The 21779-nt window shown below is 34.3% G+C and carries 23 protein-coding genes; 8 read left to right on the top strand and 15 right to left on the bottom strand.

The features are described from left to right. Positions 1 to 73: 73 nt before the first annotated feature. The 7 genes from GN105_RS03885 (at position 74) to GN105_RS03855 (ending at position 8290) form a co-directional block, all read left to right on the top strand. Positions 74 to 691 carry a hypothetical protein gene (locus GN105_RS03885; RefSeq protein ID WP_155284112.1) on the top strand — a complete coding sequence of 206 codons (618 nt, stop codon included), beginning with the start codon at positions 74 to 76 and terminating at the stop codon, positions 689 to 691. An 8-nt stretch (positions 692 to 699) separates the two neighbouring features. Beyond that, positions 700 to 1272: a hypothetical protein gene (locus GN105_RS03880; protein WP_155284111.1), complete on the top strand. Its 573-nt coding sequence runs from the start codon at positions 700 to 702 to the stop codon at positions 1270 to 1272. Between the two features lie 2 nt (positions 1273 to 1274). Beyond that, positions 1275 to 1871: a hypothetical protein gene (locus tag GN105_RS03875; protein WP_155284110.1), complete on the top strand. Its 597-nt coding sequence runs from the start codon at positions 1275 to 1277 to the stop codon at positions 1869 to 1871. 84 nt (positions 1872 to 1955) lie between these two features. After that, positions 1956 to 3650 carry a glutamine--tRNA ligase/YqeY domain fusion protein gene (locus GN105_RS03870; RefSeq protein WP_155284324.1) on the top strand — a complete coding sequence of 565 codons (1695 nt, stop codon included), beginning with the start codon at positions 1956 to 1958 and terminating at the stop codon, positions 3648 to 3650. A 130-nt stretch (positions 3651 to 3780) separates the two neighbouring features. Further along, the gene (locus GN105_RS03865) at positions 3781 to 5076 is read left to right on the top strand and encodes an erythromycin esterase family protein (RefSeq protein ID WP_155284109.1); all 1296 of its coding nucleotides are present in this window, start codon (positions 3781 to 3783) and stop codon (positions 5074 to 5076) included. 428 nt (positions 5077 to 5504) lie between these two features. Then, positions 5505 to 6431, top strand: a complete 927-nt coding sequence (locus GN105_RS03860; RefSeq protein WP_155284108.1) for a phospholipase A — start codon at positions 5505 to 5507, stop codon at positions 6429 to 6431. A gap of 365 nt (positions 6432 to 6796) precedes the next feature. Beyond that, a complete protein-coding gene (locus GN105_RS03855; RefSeq protein ID WP_155284107.1) occupies positions 6797 to 8290 on the top strand; it encodes a YfcC family protein in 1494 nt (497 codons plus the stop codon). Positions 8291 to 8583: 293 nt separating this feature from the next. Here GN105_RS03855 and GN105_RS03850 read toward each other — a convergent pair whose 3' ends face one another. Next, positions 8584 to 9054, bottom strand: a complete 471-nt coding sequence (locus GN105_RS03850) for a DUF302 domain-containing protein (RefSeq protein ID WP_155284106.1) — start codon at positions 9052 to 9054, stop codon at positions 8584 to 8586. Positions 9055 to 9729: 675 nt separating this feature from the next. On the opposite strand from GN105_RS03850, the gene GN105_RS03845 reads away from it, so the two are divergent. Beyond that, complete coding sequence (locus tag GN105_RS03845) at positions 9730 to 10473, top strand: DUF6261 family protein (protein WP_155284105.1); 744 nt, start codon at positions 9730 to 9732, stop codon at positions 10471 to 10473. A 48-nt stretch (positions 10474 to 10521) separates the two neighbouring features. Here the strand turns inward: GN105_RS03845 and GN105_RS03840 are convergent, their stop codons facing one another. The 14 genes from GN105_RS03840 to GN105_RS03770 all read right to left on the bottom strand — a co-directional run bounded on the left by GN105_RS03840 (position 10522) and on the right by GN105_RS03770 (position 21766). Beyond that, entirely contained in the window at positions 10522 to 11688 is a 1167-nt protein-coding gene (locus GN105_RS03840) for a hypothetical protein (protein ID WP_155284104.1), read from the bottom strand. Between the two features lie 272 nt (positions 11689 to 11960). Continuing rightward, positions 11961 to 13088 carry a DUF6620 family protein gene (locus GN105_RS12935; protein ID WP_227977322.1) on the bottom strand — a complete coding sequence of 376 codons (1128 nt, stop codon included), beginning with the start codon at positions 13086 to 13088 and terminating at the stop codon, positions 11961 to 11963. A 45-nt stretch (positions 13089 to 13133) separates the two neighbouring features. Continuing rightward, a complete protein-coding gene (locus GN105_RS03825) occupies positions 13134 to 13865 on the bottom strand; it encodes an SMI1/KNR4 family protein (protein ID WP_227977323.1) in 732 nt (243 codons plus the stop codon). Between the two features lie 12 nt (positions 13866 to 13877). Continuing rightward, positions 13878 to 14303, bottom strand: a complete 426-nt coding sequence (locus GN105_RS03820; RefSeq protein ID WP_155284103.1) for a hypothetical protein — start codon at positions 14301 to 14303, stop codon at positions 13878 to 13880. Positions 14304 to 14386: 83 nt separating this feature from the next. After that, positions 14387 to 15736, bottom strand: a complete 1350-nt coding sequence (locus GN105_RS03815; RefSeq protein ID WP_155284102.1) for an SMI1/KNR4 family protein — start codon at positions 15734 to 15736, stop codon at positions 14387 to 14389. 554 nt (positions 15737 to 16290) lie between these two features. Continuing rightward, on the bottom strand, positions 16291 to 16839 hold the full coding sequence (locus GN105_RS03810; protein WP_155284101.1) for an LIC11966 family surface protein: 549 nt from the start codon (positions 16837 to 16839) through the stop codon (positions 16291 to 16293). Between the two features lie 134 nt (positions 16840 to 16973). Then, positions 16974 to 17921: a hypothetical protein gene (locus GN105_RS03805; RefSeq protein ID WP_155284100.1), complete on the bottom strand. Its 948-nt coding sequence runs from the start codon at positions 17919 to 17921 to the stop codon at positions 16974 to 16976. Between the two features lie 47 nt (positions 17922 to 17968). Beyond that, positions 17969 to 18214 carry a hypothetical protein gene (locus GN105_RS03800; protein ID WP_155284099.1) on the bottom strand — a complete coding sequence of 82 codons (246 nt, stop codon included), beginning with the start codon at positions 18212 to 18214 and terminating at the stop codon, positions 17969 to 17971. A 66-nt stretch (positions 18215 to 18280) separates the two neighbouring features. Further along, complete coding sequence (locus GN105_RS03795; RefSeq protein ID WP_155284098.1) at positions 18281 to 18652, bottom strand: hypothetical protein; 372 nt, start codon at positions 18650 to 18652, stop codon at positions 18281 to 18283. Positions 18653 to 18693: 41 nt separating this feature from the next. After that, entirely contained in the window at positions 18694 to 19125 is a 432-nt protein-coding gene (locus GN105_RS03790; protein ID WP_155284097.1) for a hypothetical protein, read from the bottom strand. 56 nt (positions 19126 to 19181) lie between these two features. Beyond that, the gene (locus GN105_RS03785) at positions 19182 to 20063 is read right to left on the bottom strand and encodes a hypothetical protein (protein ID WP_155284096.1); all 882 of its coding nucleotides are present in this window, start codon (positions 20061 to 20063) and stop codon (positions 19182 to 19184) included. 84 nt (positions 20064 to 20147) lie between these two features. Further along, entirely contained in the window at positions 20148 to 20465 is a 318-nt protein-coding gene (locus tag GN105_RS03780) for a hypothetical protein (protein WP_155284095.1), read from the bottom strand. Between the two features lie 18 nt (positions 20466 to 20483). Continuing rightward, entirely contained in the window at positions 20484 to 21197 is a 714-nt protein-coding gene (locus GN105_RS03775) for a hypothetical protein (protein WP_227977324.1), read from the bottom strand. Beyond that, entirely contained in the window at positions 21197 to 21766 is a 570-nt protein-coding gene (locus GN105_RS03770) for a hypothetical protein (RefSeq protein WP_155284094.1), read from the bottom strand. The genes GN105_RS03775 and GN105_RS03770 overlap by 1 nt, the downstream gene beginning before the upstream one ends. Between the last annotated feature and the right edge of the window lie 13 nt (positions 21767 to 21779).

The following is a 21779-nucleotide window of genomic DNA, read 5'->3' as shown; positions in this document are numbered from 1 at the left end:
AATTTATTCCAGAATCCGAAATATTTTGTACTTTCGCATTTGACGAAAATTCGTAAGAGTAAAGCAAAATTCTATGGATTACAATCAAGAAATTAAAATCCTTCAGCAGCAAATACCCGTTTCAATTGCTCAAGCCTTGAAACTGCTGAGAAATGCTAACGGAATCGTATCCTTAGCTTTGGAACAATTTCATCAGGAAAACATTGCTCGTATCTGTGAAGAGACTGAATGTAATCCCGTTTTGGCTCGTGAATTTTATGAAAAATGGAATTATAATCCTGAAAAAGCAATTGCGAAAATCCTGAAAAAACCTGTTGTTTTTACAACTTCCACCAGTCAAGATAAAAGTAAAATAGGTTACGTTATTTACGGATTAGATGAAAATTTTGATTCTTTCTCGGGGAAGAAAGGAATTTCTGCTTTTATTTCCGAAGCTGATTTTGAATATATTAAAAGTGAGTTTCAAGCTTTTTATCCACGGATAAATCCGCTTTTTGATGAAATGGAAGAAGAATTCAGTGCAACATCTGATAATGTTTTTGATAAGGAAATTTGTTTGGAAATTGTCGAAAAATTGCAACAAAAAGTATTTGATAGCGAAATTGTTACGGAATTTGTAAGCGATTTTCTTCATTGGCTTCGCAAACAATTGGAATATGCTCATTATATCAATTTTTACGGAAATTTATAAATTAGAAAATGAAACAAACAATTTTAAATGAATTACACTCCACTATCGGAGACGAAACCATTGATTTTTATGTTTTTGCCGAGCGGAAAGTTCCTCGTGTAGTTTCAGTATTTTTTGTGTTTTTCGCTATTTTTTGGTTGTTGGTTACTCTGAGTTTTGGATCTGTCTTTTTTGATGATTTCGGTAGAGGAAATGCCTTTTTTGAGGTGATGAATGGATTTGCTCTTACACAGATTGGAATTTTTGTTTTTATAGGTGCTGTGTTGCTTGTTTGGGGTGTGATTACCTTTTTTCAAAACGGAGGTCATTTTATCGGAACTCCCACACGTTTAATTCATTACAAAAGAGGTACAACCAAAATATATCCGTGGAGTGATTTTACAGGAAATATGGATTTCAATACTAAACAACGTTACATTACTTTTTATTTACATTCTGACAAAAAAGAAAAAAGGGACAACAAAACATATATGATTTGCAGGTCGGTACATTTATTTTCGGCAAAAAATGTTTTAGAAATAGCCAAAATTACCTATCAGCGAATTACCGAAAATAAAGATCTAAATAAATACATTTTTTAGAAATGAGAGGAGCGTTACCCTACCAATTACAATACGTGATTCACGATGAAAATGTGGAGTTTATCATTTTTGCCAATCGTGTAGCTTCTTGGAAAACTGTGTTGGGAAATTTTGTTATGGGGCTGATTTTTAGTGGAGTAGGTGTTTTTGTTTTAGATATGGAAACCAATTCGTTTGCTTTTAGCCATTATTTTGAAAATGGAAAAAAAGCCAATTTTTGGGAATTAATTTCCAGTTATAATTTGGGCTTGTTGGCTTTTGGTATACTATTTTCGCTTGTTGGTGTATTGTTTTTCGTCTCTGTGATTCATTTGACTTTCAGTGAAGGAGGTTATTTTGTAGGAACGCCTACAAGACTTATTCATTACAAAAAAGGAGATGTGAAAATCTATATGTGGGAACTTTTTACCGATGAAATAAAAGTAGATATAGACAAAAAATACATTCGACTTATATTAAAAATTGGGAAATATGAAAGAAAAGACAAAACCGAAGTTTTTGTCCCCGATAAAATTGAAATCATTTCCGCAGAAAATGTTTCTAAAATTGAAAAAGTAGCCCGCGAACGGATTTATTCTCTCAGTCATTTAACAAAATAACAATTGAAAAAGAAAAAACCTTGTGTTGAGTTTACGTTTAATTTTTAAAAAATGGTTAACTTTGTAGCTTCAAATTCAAAATTTATGTCAGAGGAATTAAAAGAACAAAAATCAAATAATTTTATTGAAAATATTATTGAAGAAGATTTAGCAAATGGATTTTCTTCCAGTAAGTTGCGTTTTCGTTTTCCGCCCGAACCTAATGGCTATTTGCATATTGGGCACGCAAGCTCGATATGTTTGAATTTCGGGTTGGGATTGCGATACAAATCGCCTGTAAATCTCCGGTTTGACGATACCAATCCGTCCAAAGAGGAGCAAGAGTACGTTGATGCCATCAAACGCGATGTGGAATGGCTCGGATTTGAGTGGGACAGAGAGTGTTACGCTTCCGATTATTTCCAAGAATTGTACGATTGGGCGGTGCAGCTCATCAAACAAGGAAAAGCCTACGTGGACGGACAAACTTCCGAAGAAATTGCCAAACAGAAAGGAACGCCCATCCAAGCAGGCACAGAAAGTCCGTACCGAAATACTTCCGTTGAGGAAAATTTACAACTTTTCGAGCGAATGAAAAACGGCGAATTTGAAAACGGAAAATATGTACTTCGTGCCAAAATCGATATGGCTTCGCCTAATATGTTGATGCGTGACCCGATTATCTACCGAATTATGCACGCTTCGCATCATCGTACTGGAAATCAATGGTGTATTTATCCGATGTACGACTGGGCTCACGGCGAAAGCGACTATTTGGAACAAGTTTCACACTCAATTTGTACGCTCGAATTTTTACCGCATCGAGAGTTGTACGATTGGTTTTTAGACCAAATTTATGATGAAAAATTGGTTCGTCCGAAACAACGTGAGTTCGCCCGCCGTAATTTGAGCCACACCATTGTCAGCAAACGAAAATTGTTGCAATTAGTGAATGAAAAACACGTTTCGGGCTGGGACGACCCGCGTATGCCTACCATTTCGGGCTTACGCAGAAGAGGTTACACGCCTGAATCTATCCGGAAATTTGCTGACACCATCGGGATTGCCAAACGTGATAATTTGATTGATGTTTCCCTTTTGGAGTTTTGTATCCGTGAGGATTTGAATAAAAAAGCCAATCGGGTGATGGCAGTGCTTGACCCTGTTAAAGTGGTGATTACCAATTATCCCGAAGGAAAAGAAGAATGGCTCGATGCCGAAAACAATCCTGAAGAGGAGGTGTTGACTTTTAGAAAAGTGCCTTTCTCTCGTGAAATTTACATCGAAAAAGAAGATTTCAGAGAAGAAGCCAATAATAAGTTTTTCCGATTGAAATTAGGAGGTGAAGTTCGTTTGAAAAATGCGTATATCATTAAGGCAGAAAGTGTTGTAAAAGATGAAAACGGAAATATTAACGAAATTCATTGTACGTACGACCCTAATAGCCGTAGCGGAAGCGGTACGGAAGCGAGCAAACGCAAAGTGAAAGGAACGCTGCATTGGGTTTCTGTGCCTCACGTCATTGAAGCCGAAGCACGCATTTACGACCGTTTGTTCACCGTTGCCGAACCTGACCGCCAAGAAAAAGACTTTTTGGAATACGTAAATCCGGACTCGCTTAAAGTAACCAAAGCTTACGCAGAGCCGAGCTTGAAAAATGCCAAAGTAGGCGAAGGGTTCCAATTCCAACGATTGGGTTATTTCAGTCTCGATCCTGATTCAACCGCTGAAAAATTGGTTTTCAATAAAACCGTTGGACTCAAAGATACTTGGGCGAAGGTTGAAAATGCTGACATATAATAAAATGAGATAAAAAAGCTGTCTTCAGAAGTTGTAAGGCAGCTTTTTTGGTTTTCAACATCTTTCTGTTAATAGAATTACTCATGATGGCTGTCATTTTGAATTGAAATGTTAATCTAAAAAATAAAAAATGAAAAGAATACTGTCGTTTATCACTCTCGTGTTTTTTGTAACTGCTTCTGCACAAGTACAAATCATTTCAAAAACGGATTACGAAAAAGCTGATTTTAGCTCACTTACCACCTTACAAAAAGACTTAGAAAGAGTGCGAATTGTGGGACTTGGGGAATCAGGGCATTTTATGGGAGAGACGTATGTTTCTAAAATTAAAATGGTTAAGTATTTACATCAACATTGCGGATTTGACGTAATAGCCATAGAATCACCACTGTACAATCTAGATGTATATTACAACGAATATATAAAAACAGGTAAAATTACAGCTTCTAAATTTTTGGCAAAAGGAGCTATATCGGGTGTGTGGACAACCGATGATATGTATGAATTATTTGATTATATTATAGAAACTCAAAAAACGAATAGACCGCTGATTTACACAGGTTTTGATGCAAGTCTATTTGACACAACAGGCTATAAACTTGATGAGGATTATATACATTTTGTGAATCGCCTTAATTCAGATACGAATTCAAATATTCAAGTTGATTCACTTTTTTTTAAAGCACTACATTCCAGTGCGAAATTGTGTTACTATCCTAAAAAAGTAGCTCCAGAGGATACTCTTATTTTGCATAATAAATTTAAAGTAATAAAAACAGCTTTAAATAAATTGGAAAAAGACCAATATTATAACTATTGGGGACAAATAACTGAAAATGTGGAATCGGTGTACCGAAGAGGATATCCCACTCCTTTGTACAGAGAGAAACAAATGGTTAGAAATGTGGAATTTTTGGCAAATCAACAATTTCCTGATAAAAAGATTATACTTTGGGCAGCAACTCTTCATCTATTAGATGACATCACAAAGGTTGAAAAATATAAAAAACTATCTAAAGATTACACAATGGGAAATGCATTACGAGAAAAATTCAAAGACCAATATTATGTAATAGCTTTTGTTCCTGCCACAGGAGTAACGGGTTTTAAAGGATATTTAGGATTGGCAAAATTCAGTGCCAAAGCTAAAAAAGGAAGTATTGAGCGGCATATTTTGGATAATTACAATCCCGATTACGCTTTTATTTCACTACGGAATGAACCTTCCCGAAAGGAAATGGCAAATAGCAAAATTGATAAATCAAATCTTATGGGATTAACTCAATTTAAGATGGATATGCTTTCTGTGGTTGATGCATTTTTCTATTTGAAAGAGGAACATTTGGTATCTTTCGAAAAACGAAAAGCGTATTTTAAAAAAGAACGTGAGGATTTGGAAAGAACTGCTGATACTTCAAACAAATGATTTATAAAATTATCTTTTCATTAGTTGTAAGTATTGCCGTATGTAGCATTTTTACAGTTTTGTTATACCAAGTCTTACCGTGACTAAACCCTCTTTGTGTAATTGTTGATAGTCAGGTTTTTAGGTGTTGCTGTTTTTCATTCATTATCGGAGCGATAGTTGCTTTGGTTACCTTTGTTTTATGTTTTCACAAGGACAAAAAATAAGAAGTCAGAAAGCCACGACCAAAATCAATTGATTTTGGTCGTGGCTTGTTTTTAGCAGCGAGTGATTTTTTCATTTTTATTAAAAAAGCGAGGTGAAAGGTTTGATGAATTGCCGAAAATAAAAAATGAAATTATATTTGCCCCACATAATTTTTACTCCTGCAAAAAGGAATTAGATATATTTTTTATTTTTAACGTTTAAGAAAATACAGAATTTAAAAAATGAGAAAACCACTTTTTACGTTGTTTTTAATTGTTAACTCTATTTTGGTTAGTTATGCTCAGGAAACGGAATTGCCTCAGCCTGAATTACCTACTAAGGAAGTAAAACACGGACGTTTGGGGCGTACACTTTCGCAAATGTTTGAAATCAGTGATGAAGACCAAAAAGGGATGTTCCGACCGACTTCCTACAAACCGATGTACGTAATTCCGTTTCGGTGGACGGATAAATTCAATCGTCAGCCGGTAAATTTCAATCCAAGCAGAGGAAACCCACCATATAGGAACTATCAAAATGTAGAAGCAAAGTTCCAAGTAAGTATAAAAACAAAAATTTGGCAAGATGTTCTTTGGGGGAAAGGTGATCTTTGGGTTGGTTTTACGCAACAAGCGTACTGGCAGGTGTTTAATGCCGAACTTTCACGCCCTTTCCGTGAAATTAACTATGAACCCGAAGTAATGTACATAATGCCTCTGAACCTTTCTGCAGGAGATTTCAAATGGCGGATGTTAGGTCTGTCGGTTAATCATCAGTCTAACGGAAAGGAACAATTATATTCCAGAAGTTGGAATAGGGTGATATTAATGACAGCCTTTGAATGGGACGAATTCATTTTTTTGGCTAATTTCTGGAAAAGATTTTCTGAAAAAAATGATGAAGATGACAATCCGGAAATAGAAAATTATATCGGGCGTTCTGAATTTAATGTGTATTATAGTACATCACGTAATATATTCCATCTTACGTATCGTAACAATCTTAATTTTAGTAAAAACAGAGGGTTTGCCGAACTGACTTATACACATCGCTTTAATTCAGGGCTGAGGCTGTTCGCACAGGTTTCTCACGGATACGGCGATTCACTTATTGAATACAATCACAAACAAACCACCATCGGAGTGGGAGTGTCGTTGTTTGAATTTTGATAAAAATACAGAGAACCTGCATAAAAAGAAAGGAATTTTATTTCCTGCCTTATTCCAAATTTTGTAAACATACCGAAATACAAATACGTATAGAAAGCCGCATTGTGTTTTTAAAACCAAAGACTTTCTATTTTTTTATTGTAATGACAGAAGTAGCTTTATTAAAGATAATTTCTTACAAAAAACAAACTTAAACAGATAAGTACGATTGCATTTATTAGTAAAATCAAATTGAGGAATGTATTACTTAATTGGTTGAAGTATAAATTTATATGGGAACAGCCTTCTGTTAAAATCATTTTAAAAAAAGATTTAACAAAACATTAAAAAATTGCTTATTTTTGCCGTCTTAAATAATTAGTTATATGAAACGGTTTTTAAAATTCCCGACACCTTACACGGTGCTGATGATTGTTATAGTAATTGCGGCAGGATTAACCTTTTTGTTGCCTTCGGGGAGATATGATACGCTTTCCTACGATAGTATTCAGAATGTTTTTATTGTAAATTCAAAAGAACAAATTCAAACTTTGCCGGCTACACAAGAAACTCTGACAGAAAAAAATATTTCCATCAGTATTGAGAAGTTTAAAGAAGGAAAAATTAAAAAACCGGTTTCTATTCCAAATACATATAAGCAAGATGAAGCCAAACCTCAAGGATTTTTAGAAATTCTTTATGCACCCATCAAAGGAATTTACGATACTATTGATATTATTCTGTTTGTGCTGGTTTTGGGAGGCTTTATCGGTATTTTTAACAGCTCGGGAACGCTTAATGAAGGCGTCGGTTATTTAGCTTACAGGCTTAAAGGTAAGGAAGGAATTCTTATTATTTTAGTTTTTACGCTCATTGCTTTGGGAGGAACTTTTTTTGGTTTGGCGGAAGAAACACTTGCCTTTTATCCGATGCTTATTCCTGTATTTTTAGCTGCGGGATATGATTTGATGGTCCCTTTGGCTGTGATTTATCTCGGGTCGTGTGTGGGGACGATGGCTTCTACGGTAAATCCGTTCTCGGTCATCATTGCTTCAGATGCGGTGGGGGTAGATTGGACAACCGGAATGGTAACTCGGCTTGTAATGCTTGTACTTTCAGCTATAATTAGTTTGGTTTATATTATTCGTTATGCAGAAAAGGTAAAACACAATCCGCAAGCCTCGGTAGCATATGGTGCTTCACTTCCCGAATCGTTGCACAATGAAAAAGCAATTCCTGTTGAGCGACTGAAATTATCGAGCAAGCTGTTATTAATTGTTTTTGGCTTATCTTTCTTGGTGATGATTCTTGGTGTATCGCAATGGGGCTGGTGGTTTCAGGAAATGACGGCATTGTTTTTAGTTGCTTCGGTAATCATTGCGATTTTGCAGCGTGCAGGCGAAGAACAGTCCATCGCACACTTTTTGACGGGAGCGAAAGATTTACTCGGCGTGGCTTTCATCATCGGGATAGCTCGAGGAGTTACTTTTATACTCAATGAAGGGCAAATTGCAGATACTATACTTTATTATTCGTCGAACTTGGTGAGCGGAATGTCGCCCGTTTTGTTCTTGCCCGTACTGATGTTTGTTTTCGTGATACTTACTTTATTTATTTCTTCTTCATCAGGAATGGCGGTAGTAACGATGCCTATTATGGGCGGATTAGCGTCGGTTGTGGGAGTAGAAGGACAAAGTGTGGTAAATGCATATTTGTTCGGAATGGGATTGATGAGTTTTATTACTCCAACCGGACTAATTTTGCCTTCGTTGGCTATGGTAAACCTCAATTATAAACAATGGATGCGATTTGTGTCGCCATTAATGCTTATTTTAATTGTTTTAGCCATTGGAGTGTTATTATCAGAGTATTATCTGTAATGAATTACTAAAAAAGGAAAATGTTTTTCTGTTTTTACAGATAGAAAATATCAATTTATTACAGAAGAATATTTAAATTGATGTATTTTCTTATAAAAATCAAAGCAAATATTTTTAATTCAGTTTGAAAAAGAGAACAATTAAATCAAAAATACTTCATATTTATTGCTTTTAAAAAAGAAGTGTAATGAAAAATCCCAAAACATATTGTTTTGGGATTTTTTCTATCAAAAATATAAATGAAAAAAGTTATTTTCTAATATTTACTATTTTGTTTTTGTGCTTTGATGCCTTTATTGATAGATTTTTTCTCTTCCGGAAGCATCTTTAAGTATGTTTTCTATCAGTTGTTGCATCTTTTCTAAAACAATTGTATTTTTTAAAGCATATTTGTCAGCTAAAAGTTTTACGTTACTAAAAATTAATGAAGTTTTTTGATTGGTATCTTCTACTAAGGCAATTTTTAGAGGTAATTCCAAAGCAATATTAGGATTATCAAGCATTAAATGAGTTCCTACTTTTGGATTTCCGAATACAATCACATTGCTTTTAGGCATTTCTATTCCTGATGCTTTTGCATTTTTATGATGGTCAAAATTTGCAAAAATAGTTAGTTGTTTTTCTTTTAAAGATTGTAATAAATTATTTAGTGTCGTATCAAAATCATATTTACTTACTACTGAATAAATTTTTTTTTCCTCGTTTTGACCGTATGTAATCATAAAAGAAAACAAAAATATAAAAACAAAATAGATTTTCTTCATAGTTTAAAAGAAAATAAATAATACGGGGCAAAAGTAATAAAAATAAAATTAAATATCGATATTTTAAAAATGATTTTTTAAAAGAATATTTTGTTTTTTATCAAATTAATATTGATGGATATTGTAACTAAATAGTTAATGATAAAAAGCAAATGAATTGTATATTTAACTAAATAGTCAAAATTAAAAAACATATAAAAGCATATAGTAACTAAATAGTTAAAACTTAAATCAAACAGAAATGTACTTTAACTAAATAGTTAATGATAAAAAAACAAAGTGAAATTCTTTTTAACTAATTGAAAAATGCTAAAATAAATAGTAAGAAGAAAAATAAAATTTTATGCTTCTTAAAATTTTAAATGCGATTATAAATGTAAGTTTAGTAATAATTGAATTTAAATGATTAAAAAGTTTTAACGATTTGATATATGTAATCTTCTTTTATAATACAGATGAAACTTAAATACTAATTATTCATATTCATCTTTAAATGAAATTCATAGGGATTTGTTAATGCTAAAAGCAATTTACAGAAAATTTTAAGGAAAAAGAGAATCATAAAAGTTAAAAAAAAGAGAATTAACACTAAAACATATTGCCTTCAAAAACTATTTTTAATATGTTTGTAATATATTAACTTATAATTGTTTAACTTTAAAATATGTATGACCAATGAAAAAACTGTTTACAATATCTAAAACTACTGAAATAGGAGATGTTTCTGAGCGATTGGTAGTGCTTTTTAAGAAAGAAACATCTTTTGCTGATGATGCTTTTTTAGTTTCACTTTTTGAGGAAATTGAAACACTTTCGGAACAAATTATAGAGGCTATAAAACGTGATGTAATTGTTTCAAAACTTGAAGAGGTTGATAATGCACGTGGTAAAATGATTCGTTCATTAAACAATATATTAAAAGGTTATCAGTCGATGCCTATTCCGAAACTGAAGGAAGCAGGAGAGAAATTATATAAGGTATTTTCAAAATATGGCGTATCAATTACGCGTGAAAGTTATGCTAATCAATCATCGCTTACTGAATCACTTTTACAAGATTTCTCTGCTACGGAATTGGAAAGCGATATTTTAACACTTGTAGGGGTTTCGGAATGTATTTCGGAGCTTCGTAATACTCAAAATAAGTTCAACGAAATGCGTTTGGAGTACGAGAAAACGTTGGTGGCTCAATCACAAAAACCTACGGCTTCACAACTCAAAAAAGTGCTGATTACTGTTATCAATACCAAATTAGTGCCTTATCTTATAGCAATGCAATTAGTAAATGCCGATAAATACGGTAGTTTTTCGGCTACCGTAACACAAATCATTGAAGATAATAATATTTCTGTAAAACGCAGAAGTGGGGCAAGGAATAAAAGAAAGAATTCAAAAGACTTAAATTCAAAAGAACAATAAATAGAAATAGTTAAAAAGAAATGCGACCTAATTTAGGTCGCATTTTTATTATTCATAAATGACTTTATATGTGGTTTCGGCTTTTTGAATATTGGTAGTGGCTGTCGAATGAATTTTTGTTAGTGATGTAAAAGTTTTTTCATCTCCGTTTACTGTGTATTTGAAATCGTACTTTTCTATTTCATCATACGGAACGTATTCGGTTCCGTTTATGCTTCCTCTTTCGTGTCTTCGGATAACAATCACAAATTGATGTACATTTTCTAAACTGGAATCAGTAAGAATTTGATATTTTCGGTTTCTTTCTGAGAAGTCATCAATTTGTTTGATAGTTTCCTGAATCTCTTCCCATATTTCACTGATTTTTTCATTATCATTGTCAGCAAAATTGCTTTCTTTTACTTGTTTTGAGTAATAATGTAAAAATCTTTTTTCTTTTATTTCTGTAATGTAGTCATTATCGTAAACATATTCAAAATTACGCTCCGATTTGCTATATTTTACAGCGTTGTTTTCCTCTTTTACAATTGATTTTACCAAATTTTTAGATGGTTTTCCCCAATTAAACGGATATAAATCTTTAAAATAGTTTAAATACCCTAAAGCCCAGTCATCATTTACAAAGAAAGTTAATAAAAATTGATTTTTATTTTCTGTATCGTAGTAAGTATAATTGATGCTTTCTTTCCCATTGGTTACTTTAACCATATTTTCATTGTCCCAATGGTATTTATAAGGTGAATTGCTTATTAATTGTTGCTTATCATTGTAACCGAATTCAGAAACATTCAATGAATCTTGCTCTTTGTATTCTCTCTTAATGATGTTTGCTTTGTCATTTAATGAAAAGGAAATATTCCTGTCTTGCTCGTCTTCGGTTATTTTGGCAAAGATATTTTCTCTTTGATAACTGATTTCGGAAGCATAGAATTGCTTATCATTTTTGGTGATTGTGATGTTTGTTATTTGGTTGTCAGTGTAAGTGAAGTTTGTTTTATAATTTTCTGTTACGGAAATTTCCGATTCCGTTTCGTCATCATAAAAATACTTTGTAGAAAAGGCTTGTACTTCTTTTATTTTTCTTTCGGCTTTTGAGTTTAAGGTAGAATTTTCAGTTTGTTGTTGTTTTTCGGTTTCAGAATTGTTTTTTTCTTTTTGGCAAGAAGTTAAAAGTAAACCAGTAATTAAAATTCCGCATAAAAATCTCTTTCTCATTATTCAATATTTTTTTAAAACGCTGGCAAATGTACATTTGTTTTTTAAGAAATAAAAGAGTGCAGCAACGGAAATGTTGAATATTAACAAATTTTTGTGAAAAATCGGAATGAGGTAATCATCGTTATAATTTTACTGATTGAAGCAGAGGTTAAAGAGATGAAATAGCAATTTTTAAAGGTTTATTTTTTTCGTTTTTGAGTGAAAACTTTTCAATAGAAAACAAAAACAGAACGTTTTTGAAGGAAAAAGCGTTCTGTTTTTATGTTTGCTTAAAATTCGATGTCATCGGCGATATTTCCTCCGCTTTCTTCAGCGAATTTTTTGGCGTATTCTTTTTGCTTTTGCTGCTGATACGGAAGCATATTAATCATATTGCTCATCCATTTCATTGCCACACTTTGAAAATCACCAAGTGAAATTCCGTAATTGTCCTCAATCCATTGTGCTCCATCTAATCCTGCTTCGTATGCGGCTTGCCTTGCTCCGCAAAGCTCATAATAAAATTTCTCATCGGTAGAAATTCGGGTAAGATAGTCATCTTTCGGTTGATTGTCGGTTTGTTTGCTAAATTTCGGGTGAGAATGAGCTTGACCAAAGTATTGCCCATAAAGCGACATCACAGTAAAAGATGTATCTTGCTGCATTCGTTTTATCCAAAGCTGATTGGCTTCGTCCCATAACGGCAGTTCAATGCCTAACCTTTTACAAACTTGCTCATCGGTCATTCCGTTTGCCATATTGGCAGCGGCAGCAGCATAATCCTGAAGCGAAACGCCGTGTATGGGTTGCAATAGCGGATTATTGGCATCGTGTGTCATATTCATAAACGGATTGACAAACCCGCTGTAATTTACCGGACTTTGGTCATCGTAATCATCATCTTCATCATCGTCGGCTTCATAACCGTGTCGTTCAAGAAATTCATCGCTGAAACGATTCAGTTTGTCCATATTCTTTTGAATACGTTTGTTGTTTTCTTTTAGCTGGGCTTGTTCTTCAGGTGTGCCTCGTTTGCCTTCAGCTCGTAGTTGTATAAGAATTTTATAACCGTTATCCATCAGTTCGTCATAAAACTGAAAGAATTTAATTGCGGCTTCTATAAAAGAATTGTCGCCTTCGTATGCTCCGAGCTGTTTTACTTCATTTATGTAATGTTGTAAATCTTTTTTCCATTGTAGCCTGACTTTTTCGGCACGAACGTAATCTTTATCATCCATCGCCTCATTCATATCTTCCATATTGTAATCACATTTATTGATGATACAAATGATTTCGTTATTGTATTCCACTTCATTATCGTAAGAGCCTTTGGCATAGTACACGCCTTCCTCTTCATTCCATCCGCCTTGAAAAGGTTTCTCTTCCTTTTTTGGTTTATTGAAAAATTTTCCGAACATAATTGTTTATTTTTTAATCATAAATGTATTCACTTTACTAAAAATTTATTCTTCGTCCTCCCAATTATCATCATCTTCATAGGAAATGTATGACCATTGCAAGCCTAAATCCTCTAAATTGTTCAGCAAATCATCAAATTCTTCTTGATTTGAGCTTCCTAAGAACAAAGCAGTTGCTTCTTTTTGCTGATTGCCTTCAACTTCAAAACTGATGCTAATAACTGCCGAATTATTTTGATAAATTTCTTGCTCAACAAAGCTTATTGCCTCAATTTTTTTGAAATTTTCCCGAACATATTTAACAACTTCAGGACTGAGATATGATTCTTCTGAAAAAATACTTCCCAACGCATTGGCATTATAGGTAAGTCCGCCCAAAACGCCATTGTAGATTGCCATATAAAGCCAGAAATCAGTAATTTTTTGTGTTTGTAATATCCAATTAGGCTGTGTTTCAGAACCGTAATTTCCCCAAACAGGCGGATTATCCAAATGCAAATCGTTTTTGTGAATTCCCCAATAAGCAACACCTTGATTTTCCTCATAAAAGCAGAGAAAATCTCCGTCAAAGTCTATTTTTTCAGGAGAAAATAAATAGTTATGCGACTGGTTAATGCTTTCAGTCCTGCCCATTTGCAAGTAATATTCCCGAAAAGCTTTCGGAAATGTAACATTTAGGCGTTTTTCTGCCAAAAGAAGCTCATCTTCTGAAAATCCTGCGTATTCGCTTTCCGGAAGTTGGTATATTTTCTTGATTTCTGTAAGTATTTCCAGCATTTATTTGTTATTTTACTTCGGTTTATTATAAGTTAAAACGATTCCGGTAGAGCAACTCTTCGGGTCATAAAAAGCATTTACTTTTCCCCAAGGAAATTCCGTATTTCCAAGTGTTTTGGCAATCCATTTTTCGTATGATTTCTTCTTTTTTAATTCTTTCTTTTCGTCGAAATCTTCCCAAGAGAAATCTTTTTCATAAATGCCTTTAAATTCAAATATAATTCTGTTCAATTCTTCTCCTTTAAAGCAAATATCTACATAAAATTGCTGCTGTTCTACGATAATGTCATAAAAATAAATCCAAAAATAACCCGTCCCTACTTCCCAATATTTGTTATCAGGAAATTGTTCTCTCAGTTGTGTGTAAGTCGTTGCCTGATTTATCACAACATCTTTCAGCAGAAGGAAATCCCCGTTGGTAACATCTATAATTTTCATCGGTGTTCTTTTATTGGTTGATAGATATTATAAAAATGTATGCTTTTTATGGCTTTCGCTTACGAAAGTACGCTAAAATTCATTTAAAAATTCATTTTCAGAATTTCATTAACTGTTAGCCCGAATTCTTTCAGTCGGTAGTTGAGGTTGCAGTAAACATAATCTTCATCTTCTTTCGGGAAACGCATAGCGACTTTCTTGTAATGCGGAAGCAACGTCTCGTTTTTGATACCGTGTAATGCTCGCAGTGCCTCGGTTACCACAGATGGTTTTTCATCATACAAACCTTTTACGAAAGTATCCAAGTATTTTTCTTTATTTTTCAGATGCCCTAAGATGTAAAAAGCATCTGAACGGATTTTATAATCCTTGTTCTCAGCAAAAGGAGCTATCCACTCGCCGTAATCCAAGTCTGTTTCTCTCAACACGTAGCCACAGAAGCGGAAAGTCTCTTCGTCGGTGATGTTTGGTAATTTCTCGAGAATGATTGGCAATAAATCTCGGCTGTCTTGCTTCTTATTTTTGGAATACCAATAAATATTCTGAAAAAAACGTAATAAATTACGCTCGGCAAGCTGTGGAAAATACTTTTTAGCTCGCTCAAAATCAGAAATACATAAAATAGTAACAAAATACTCAAAGTACGTATCTTCCTTTTGTATGTAATCTTCAACTTTATTCAAAACAGCTGCAGAAAGAGGCGGTTTTTTACAATAAAGTCCTAATAAGGCATCGGTTTTTTCTTCTTTTTCAGAAGCATTTTCAAAGATAGAAAGCAATTCTTCGGCACTTCCGCCCATTTGATAACTAAATCCATTCATAGACTTATCAATTTGTCCGGAAATGATTTCATCGAGCCACCGTTCGTACCAATCCAAGAAATTTTCCTCAAAAGCGAAGTGCGGTTTTTGAAAGTCGAGGTCAATATTTACAATCCGTCCGCGATACTTACCTTCCAGCACGATGGCAGTGTCATAGGTACAGCCTTGCGTGCCAAAAGTGAGCAGCGAACCAAAGGCTTTGTCCATTTCACGGTCGTACTCTTCATCAGAAATATCCTCGTCATCAATAAGTTTTGTGATTATGTTATCCCAATGTTCATAGCTTATCTTTGGATATACAACGCACGGAAATTTGAAACGGTCTTCACTCTCTTCAATGCATTGTTCAATAGGATACAGCCCGTAGAAGGGAGCAGCACCGCTTTCTTTTTTCTTTTTTCCACCATTTCCGATATGCAGAAGGAAATTTCGGAAGCATTCAGGCAATGAAATTTGATATTTTTGCTCTAATTCCTTCAGTTTTTCTTCAGAAAGAGGCGAACCTATTTCATATTTATGACTTCTTGCTCCAAAAACTTCAAGTTTTTTATCAACTTCTTTGGCTTGTTGTAGTTTTTCTTTGATTCTGGCTATTTGATTGCTGTAATCCATTATTTTTTATTTTTAAAGAAATCGTTTTTTGATAAGATTTTATATTTTCTGTATATATTTACAACTGACTTTATAAAGCAAGAATTTAACCATCACAGATTTGATGTAAAAATAACACAAAAAATAGATTTACGGACTCATTTCTTGCTGTTTTTCTCGAGCAATACCTCCACCGACCGCAGGTTGAAGCTGTTGTTTGCAATCAACACGATATTCTTCTGCCGGTTGGAGCTGAAATTTGCGAACAACAGTCTCATCGGCTGCCGGTTCAGGCTGTTGTTCGCGAGCAACACCTTCCCCGACTGCCGGTTGGAGCTGTTGTTTTGAAAAAATGAGGTTTTTGTTTCTGTTTTTAGCTTATTTTTCGTGATTTCTTGTTTCTTTTGTCAGAATAATAAGTGATTTTTCTGAATTTTGTATGAAAATAGGCTAAAGTTAGTGTTGAAATTTTTGAAATGCTGTTTTCTACAGCTTAAATTCTTCAGTAAGAATAAAGAATTTCGTAGAAAATGAGTTTCTCTACGAAATTCGTTGTCAGAACATCACTTGAACTTTTAGTCGTCTTCGTGTTTTTCAAGGAAATCGTCGCTGGCTTCGTTGAATTTGTCGGCGAACTTTTGCATCAAGTTGTTGTTTTCTTTCAGCTGTGCTTGCTCCTCAGGAGTGCCTCTTTTGCCGGCCAAACGCATAGCGATAAGCTTTTGGTAGCCGTTTTTCATCAATGCATCGAAGGACTCAAAGTACTTGATGGCAGCCTTTTGGAGCATATCATCACCGTTGTAATCACCTAATTCGTTCACCTGAGCGATATAGCTTGGAATGTTTTTAATCCACTCCAGACGAACCTGCTCGGCACGAGCGTAATCTTTGTCATCCATTGCCTCGTTCATCTCTTCCATATTGTCAAGCGTTACGTTGGTAATACAAACGATTTCGTTATTGTACTCCACTTCGTCATCAAAAGAACCTTTGGCATAGTAAACACCTTCTTCTTCGTTCCATCCGCCTTCTTGGTTTAAGCCTTCAGGAATGTTCATTTGGAAGTTATCTCCCATTGCCTTTTTCATTTCTTCTTGCATTTTTTTCATTAAATCTCCGAACATAATTTTGTGTTTTATTTGGTGAACAATTTATTAAACTCTGGGGCAAAGATATTTTTGAGTGATAAAAATTCCTAAAAATGGGCGACTACAAAGTGTCTACAACAGAAAAACATTTTGTGTCAGTAGCGTTGTTTTTAGTTGTTTGTGAGGTTTTTAGCTTCGGATATTAGTTTGTTGAATTCTTCCTGCGGGATACCTCTTGCACCGAGACTTTCAAAAAGTTCAGTGGCAATTTTTCGTTCTTCCGGTTCGGTTTGTGTTAAAAGTTTTATGATTTTTCGATATACATCGGGGTTTTCATAAAAATTGTACTCATCATAGGTTATTAAATCGTGTATTTCACGAAAAAGAACTTTTTTGTTGGCTTGCCCAAGAATGGGAACGATATTTTTTACTACTTTCCACATTGCAAAACGCCAGCGGAAATACGCAATGAACGTTTCTTCCGGAGTGGAAGTGCTTCTGTTTGAAATTTTTTCGTAGAATTTTTCTTCCTTTTGGGTGCGTTCTTCTGCCAAATCTTTAGCGATGAACTCCAATTCTCGCATTTTTGTGCCGGGAACAAAAGTATTCTGTGTTTGGCAATACGGACAGGGAATGTACGTAGAGATGAAATATATTTCGTTGATTTCCAATTTTCCTCCGCATTGCGTGCAATGAAAATTGTCTTTGATTCGGTTGTATTGCTCGATGATTTCCTGAAGTGTGGTTTCGGGAGATTTTTCTTTTACATCTTCAAAAACATTTTCGGATAAGTTGCGGATTAGGTCTTTCCAATTTTCGAATTCATCGTGGATTTTCCGGAACCATTTTTCTTTAATTTCACCTTCGGGCGTGCGTCTTTCCCTAATTGTGGGTTCGTGAACTTGAATTTGATTGTCAAAAACCTCCTGAGCTTTGTTGATTATGCTTGTAAATTGCCCTTGAATGCCCATTTTAAAGTTAAAAAAACTTCGTTTGTGGCTGTCGATATCCTCGTCGTAAAAGCTTTGTGCTGAGGATTTTGTTTCTTCGGCGAGTTGGTTGGCTCTTTCTGTCAGTTTTCTTAAAAAATTACTGAATCTGATGTGTAATTCTTCCATTTTATATGTGTTTGATGTCCAAATTTTTTTGATAAAAAGTTTGAAGTTTAACGACTGTTATCTTCTTTTTTGATGTAAATTCCATCATCGAGTTTATGGTGTATAAATTCATAACCGCAATAAGCACAATGTGTTACTCCCTCCCGTTTTGCTCTTCCTGCACCGCAATTTGGGCAATCTTGAGTGTCGAGTTTTGCTTCCTCACTTTGGAACTTGTCATCGCCGTATTTTTTTTGCTGTTGAGCTTTCAGTTTCATCTTTTCTACAAAAGATAATTTTTTGTTTTCTTCCATTTTGTTCTGTTTATAAGACTTTTGTTTTGATGTATCTGTGAAGTTTTGGCGTTCGGAAAACGGTTGTTAAACGCTGAAATATTTAAAATTTAGTTTCGGAAAATGGTTGTCGGAGCGGTAATCGGCAATAATGTAACCAAGATGCTCTTTTCCGTCAAAGAAAACACACTCAATACCGTATTCGTATGAGTTTTCGCTGCTTTCATCATAGTTGAAAACATCTAAATAATCTTGCCCGCTGATTTGCTTTTGCATTTCTTCGATTGGAAAAATTCTTAACTTGCTGAGGTCTTCCACAAAATCAAGCATTTCATAGATTTCTTCCAAAAATTCTCCCGAAATATCAAACTTGTTGGCTAAGGTTTTAAAATCCTTTGTTTTGTATGCTTCTAAAAAATCGGAAACAGCGAAATAAATTTCTTCTTTAAGTGGTTGCATATTATTATTTTTTTTAAAAAGAATTAATGTGAAATGTTTTTTTATTCGTCATCAATAGGTTGATCGGTAAGGAGTTTTTGAAATTCTGTGAAATTATCGGCGTGTTTTTGACAAAACATATCGCTGTACCAAGTCCATACCGAGCCATTATGCAGATTGATAAACAGAAATCCTTCGTTCAGGCTACCAATTACGAAACCGCTTTTTACTTCTTCAGGTGTGATATGGCATATATCTTCACGAAAGGTAATCATTGAAAAATCCAAATCAGAGCTGCTTAACCACTGGTAGTCAGCATTGTTGCTGTCGTAAGTTTGTGAAAGTAATTGACTTTCTGTCCAGATTTCTACCTCCTCACTAAATTGGTTTTCTGTATTGGGATACATTGTTAGCCAAAAATCTTGTTTTTCGTAGTTGGTAATAAAATCTAAATACTCTTTCGGAAGTTTTCTTCCTAAATGTGTTGTAATCATATTGTTATGTTTTAAATTTTGAGTTTATTTTTTGTTGAATATCGCTTTTTCAAACCTTACAAATTTATAGTTGCTTGTCCCCACCATTTTTCTTCCTTTGTGTTAGGATATTTTCCTGTGATTTGGAAATGACAAAAGATGAGTTTTCCGTCGTAGTATTCCATTGAAGTAATATCGGAAAGGATTTCTCCACCTTCGTTCTCTTGTGGTTGGTAACCTTCAATGATAATTTCTTCGCCGAATTCCATCGTTTCGGGGTTAAACAGAAAATGACGTGCACTATATTCATTGGAAACAATCCAACATTTGTCGGTTATTTTGCTGATTCCTCCATAAGAGAAATCCTCTGAAAAAGTGAATGTTTTGAGTGTTTTTAAGTCAGGGTATGAGGCTATGAAAATAGTATCTTCATAGAAGTTAAGCAGTAAAGCCTTTTTATCGTTGTCGAATGCAAATAGAAAACATACGTCTCTTTCCATTTCCCGCAGGATTTCAATTGTATTCTTCTGAACGGATAAAAAATATTCTTGCGAACCGTCTTGTCCTCCGCAAAAATCAATGGCAACTGATGTTCTTTCAGGGAGTAAAGTAATAATGAAGGCGGAATCATATATCACATCTTCCATTTGGGTGGAAGTAATTGGTTTTCCTTCATAATCGTATACCAAAACGGTTACTAATTCTTCATTTTCACGACGAACGAGCCAAATCCATTCATTACGCGGGTCGAATTTTGCATAGCAGATGGCTTCTTTCAATTCCCAAAGCATTTCTCGCTCGAAGTTCCATACTGAAAAGCTTTCTGTTTGTTCGTCCCACTTCAGAAGTAATCTTTTCTGTTGGTCGATGTCGAAATTCCTCAAATCAGATGTAAAATCGCTGAGGTTTTTGCTGTACATTGGGTGGTAATCGGTTTTTGTAAAATTGCGTATAACCATATTTATATTTTTATTTTACAGAAATAATTGTTTTCTATGTTGCTTTGTTTCAATAGTTTTTTTGAGTTTTTTGCTCAAAACTTTTTACCGATGCCAAAAAATTTTTTCTACAATGCCCTCGCCCACAATGTTACTGCTTTCCATTATAAAAAAGGAGGTTCCCTCTGTAAGTGCCGAATAATCTACTGTGTCATACAAAGGCAAAGCACTGCACTTTATGGGTTTGTCGAATACAACTTCTTCGCCATCAATGAAATAAATTCCCAAATAATCTTTCTGTCCTTTGACCATAAAATGCGGTCTGTATTTCCCAGAGTTGAGATTTGGAACATATTTTCGTTTGTGAGCGAAAAAGATAACTGTGCAATGAAAAGTAAAATCCAGATAATTATATTCTTTCATAGGTTTATTCGCTTAACATTACTTCTTTTTCATTTTTGGACGGAAAGAAGTTTTCTTGTCAAATCCTTTGTTTGTAATCTTTTGTTCGTTAGGAACTTCGGGCGACTTTTCGGTAGCAGATTTTAAATCGGACAGAAATTGTACAACATTTTGCCACACAAAATCAGGGTCAATATAAATTCCAGCCTGAGCTAAAAACGGATTGGCATCCAGTAGTATGGAAGACGAGTCGTGCCAGAGTCTTCTAAGTAACAACAGCGGTTTTTGTGAAAAATCTTCCCATTGCAATTGTTTGCCTGAACCCCTGGTAATATTTTTTACGGCATAAATATTTTTGGTTCTGTTTTGGTGTAATTGCTCGTATAGTGAATAATTATTTTGAGTATATAAATATGAGGTAATGGTAATGCTCTTGCCATTTTTGAGTTTGAAATCATCACTTCCCAAAAAATAATCAGAATAAGCATCCAAATCCGCTACATTTTCCAAATCAAAATGCGTATAAATATGGTTTTTCGTTGAAAAAATATGTACCAATTCATTGCCCACATACAATACGGAATGCAGAGCATCAGTATCAGTTGGTTCTTTGAAAATGGATTGATTTACAAGCAGTTCGTTTTTAATGAGCAAAACAGGGTCGCGACGGTCGAAGACAATTGTTTCATCCATTCCGTATTCGGCTACTTTGTAATCGTAAAAATCTTTAAATTGACTGATGATTTTCATCATTAAAATGTTTTATATTTATGATGATTTTCAAGATAACGAAGGCAATATTTTCTTGTTTCTGCTTCGCCTCGTGTGTGTTCTATTTTCTGATGTAAGATTTTGACTTTTTCGCTAAAACCTCCAATTTTGCGACTGCATAAAACGCACATTATTATATAGCCCCAAGAGGTCGGGATTTCGCTTAAAGTTTTCACATAATCAGCGATTTGCTTATCCATTTTAGCATCTTCCAAAGTGTATAAGAAATTAATTCTTGCCTCAGCGGAATATTTTTCGTTATAAAAAACCTCTAAAATAGCGTTTTGCACTTTTTCAGATTTTGCCAATTTCGGATACAAACGTTTCAAACCCGTACCGACACGTAGGGCAATGGTGGCAAGTTCGTATTCGTATTCTTGCTTTGCCCACGAGTCGGCAATGCGAAAAGGCTCTTGAAAATTGTCAAAGGCAAAATTCACTGCCTCAAAAAAATGTGCCACCAAACTATCCTCCGTAAAGGTTTGGTTTTCATCAGTAAAGTGAAATAACATCGCCATCATTTTGTGGTCTTTTTCGGTTTTTTGTTTCATATTTTTCTTTTTT

The organism is Capnocytophaga felis (assembly GCF_009684755.1).
GTDB classification, from domain to species: Bacteria; Bacteroidota; Bacteroidia; order Flavobacteriales; family Flavobacteriaceae; genus Capnocytophaga; species Capnocytophaga felis.
The sequence above is the reverse complement of the archived record's forward strand: the minus strand, read 5'-3'. Positions and strand labels throughout refer to the sequence as shown.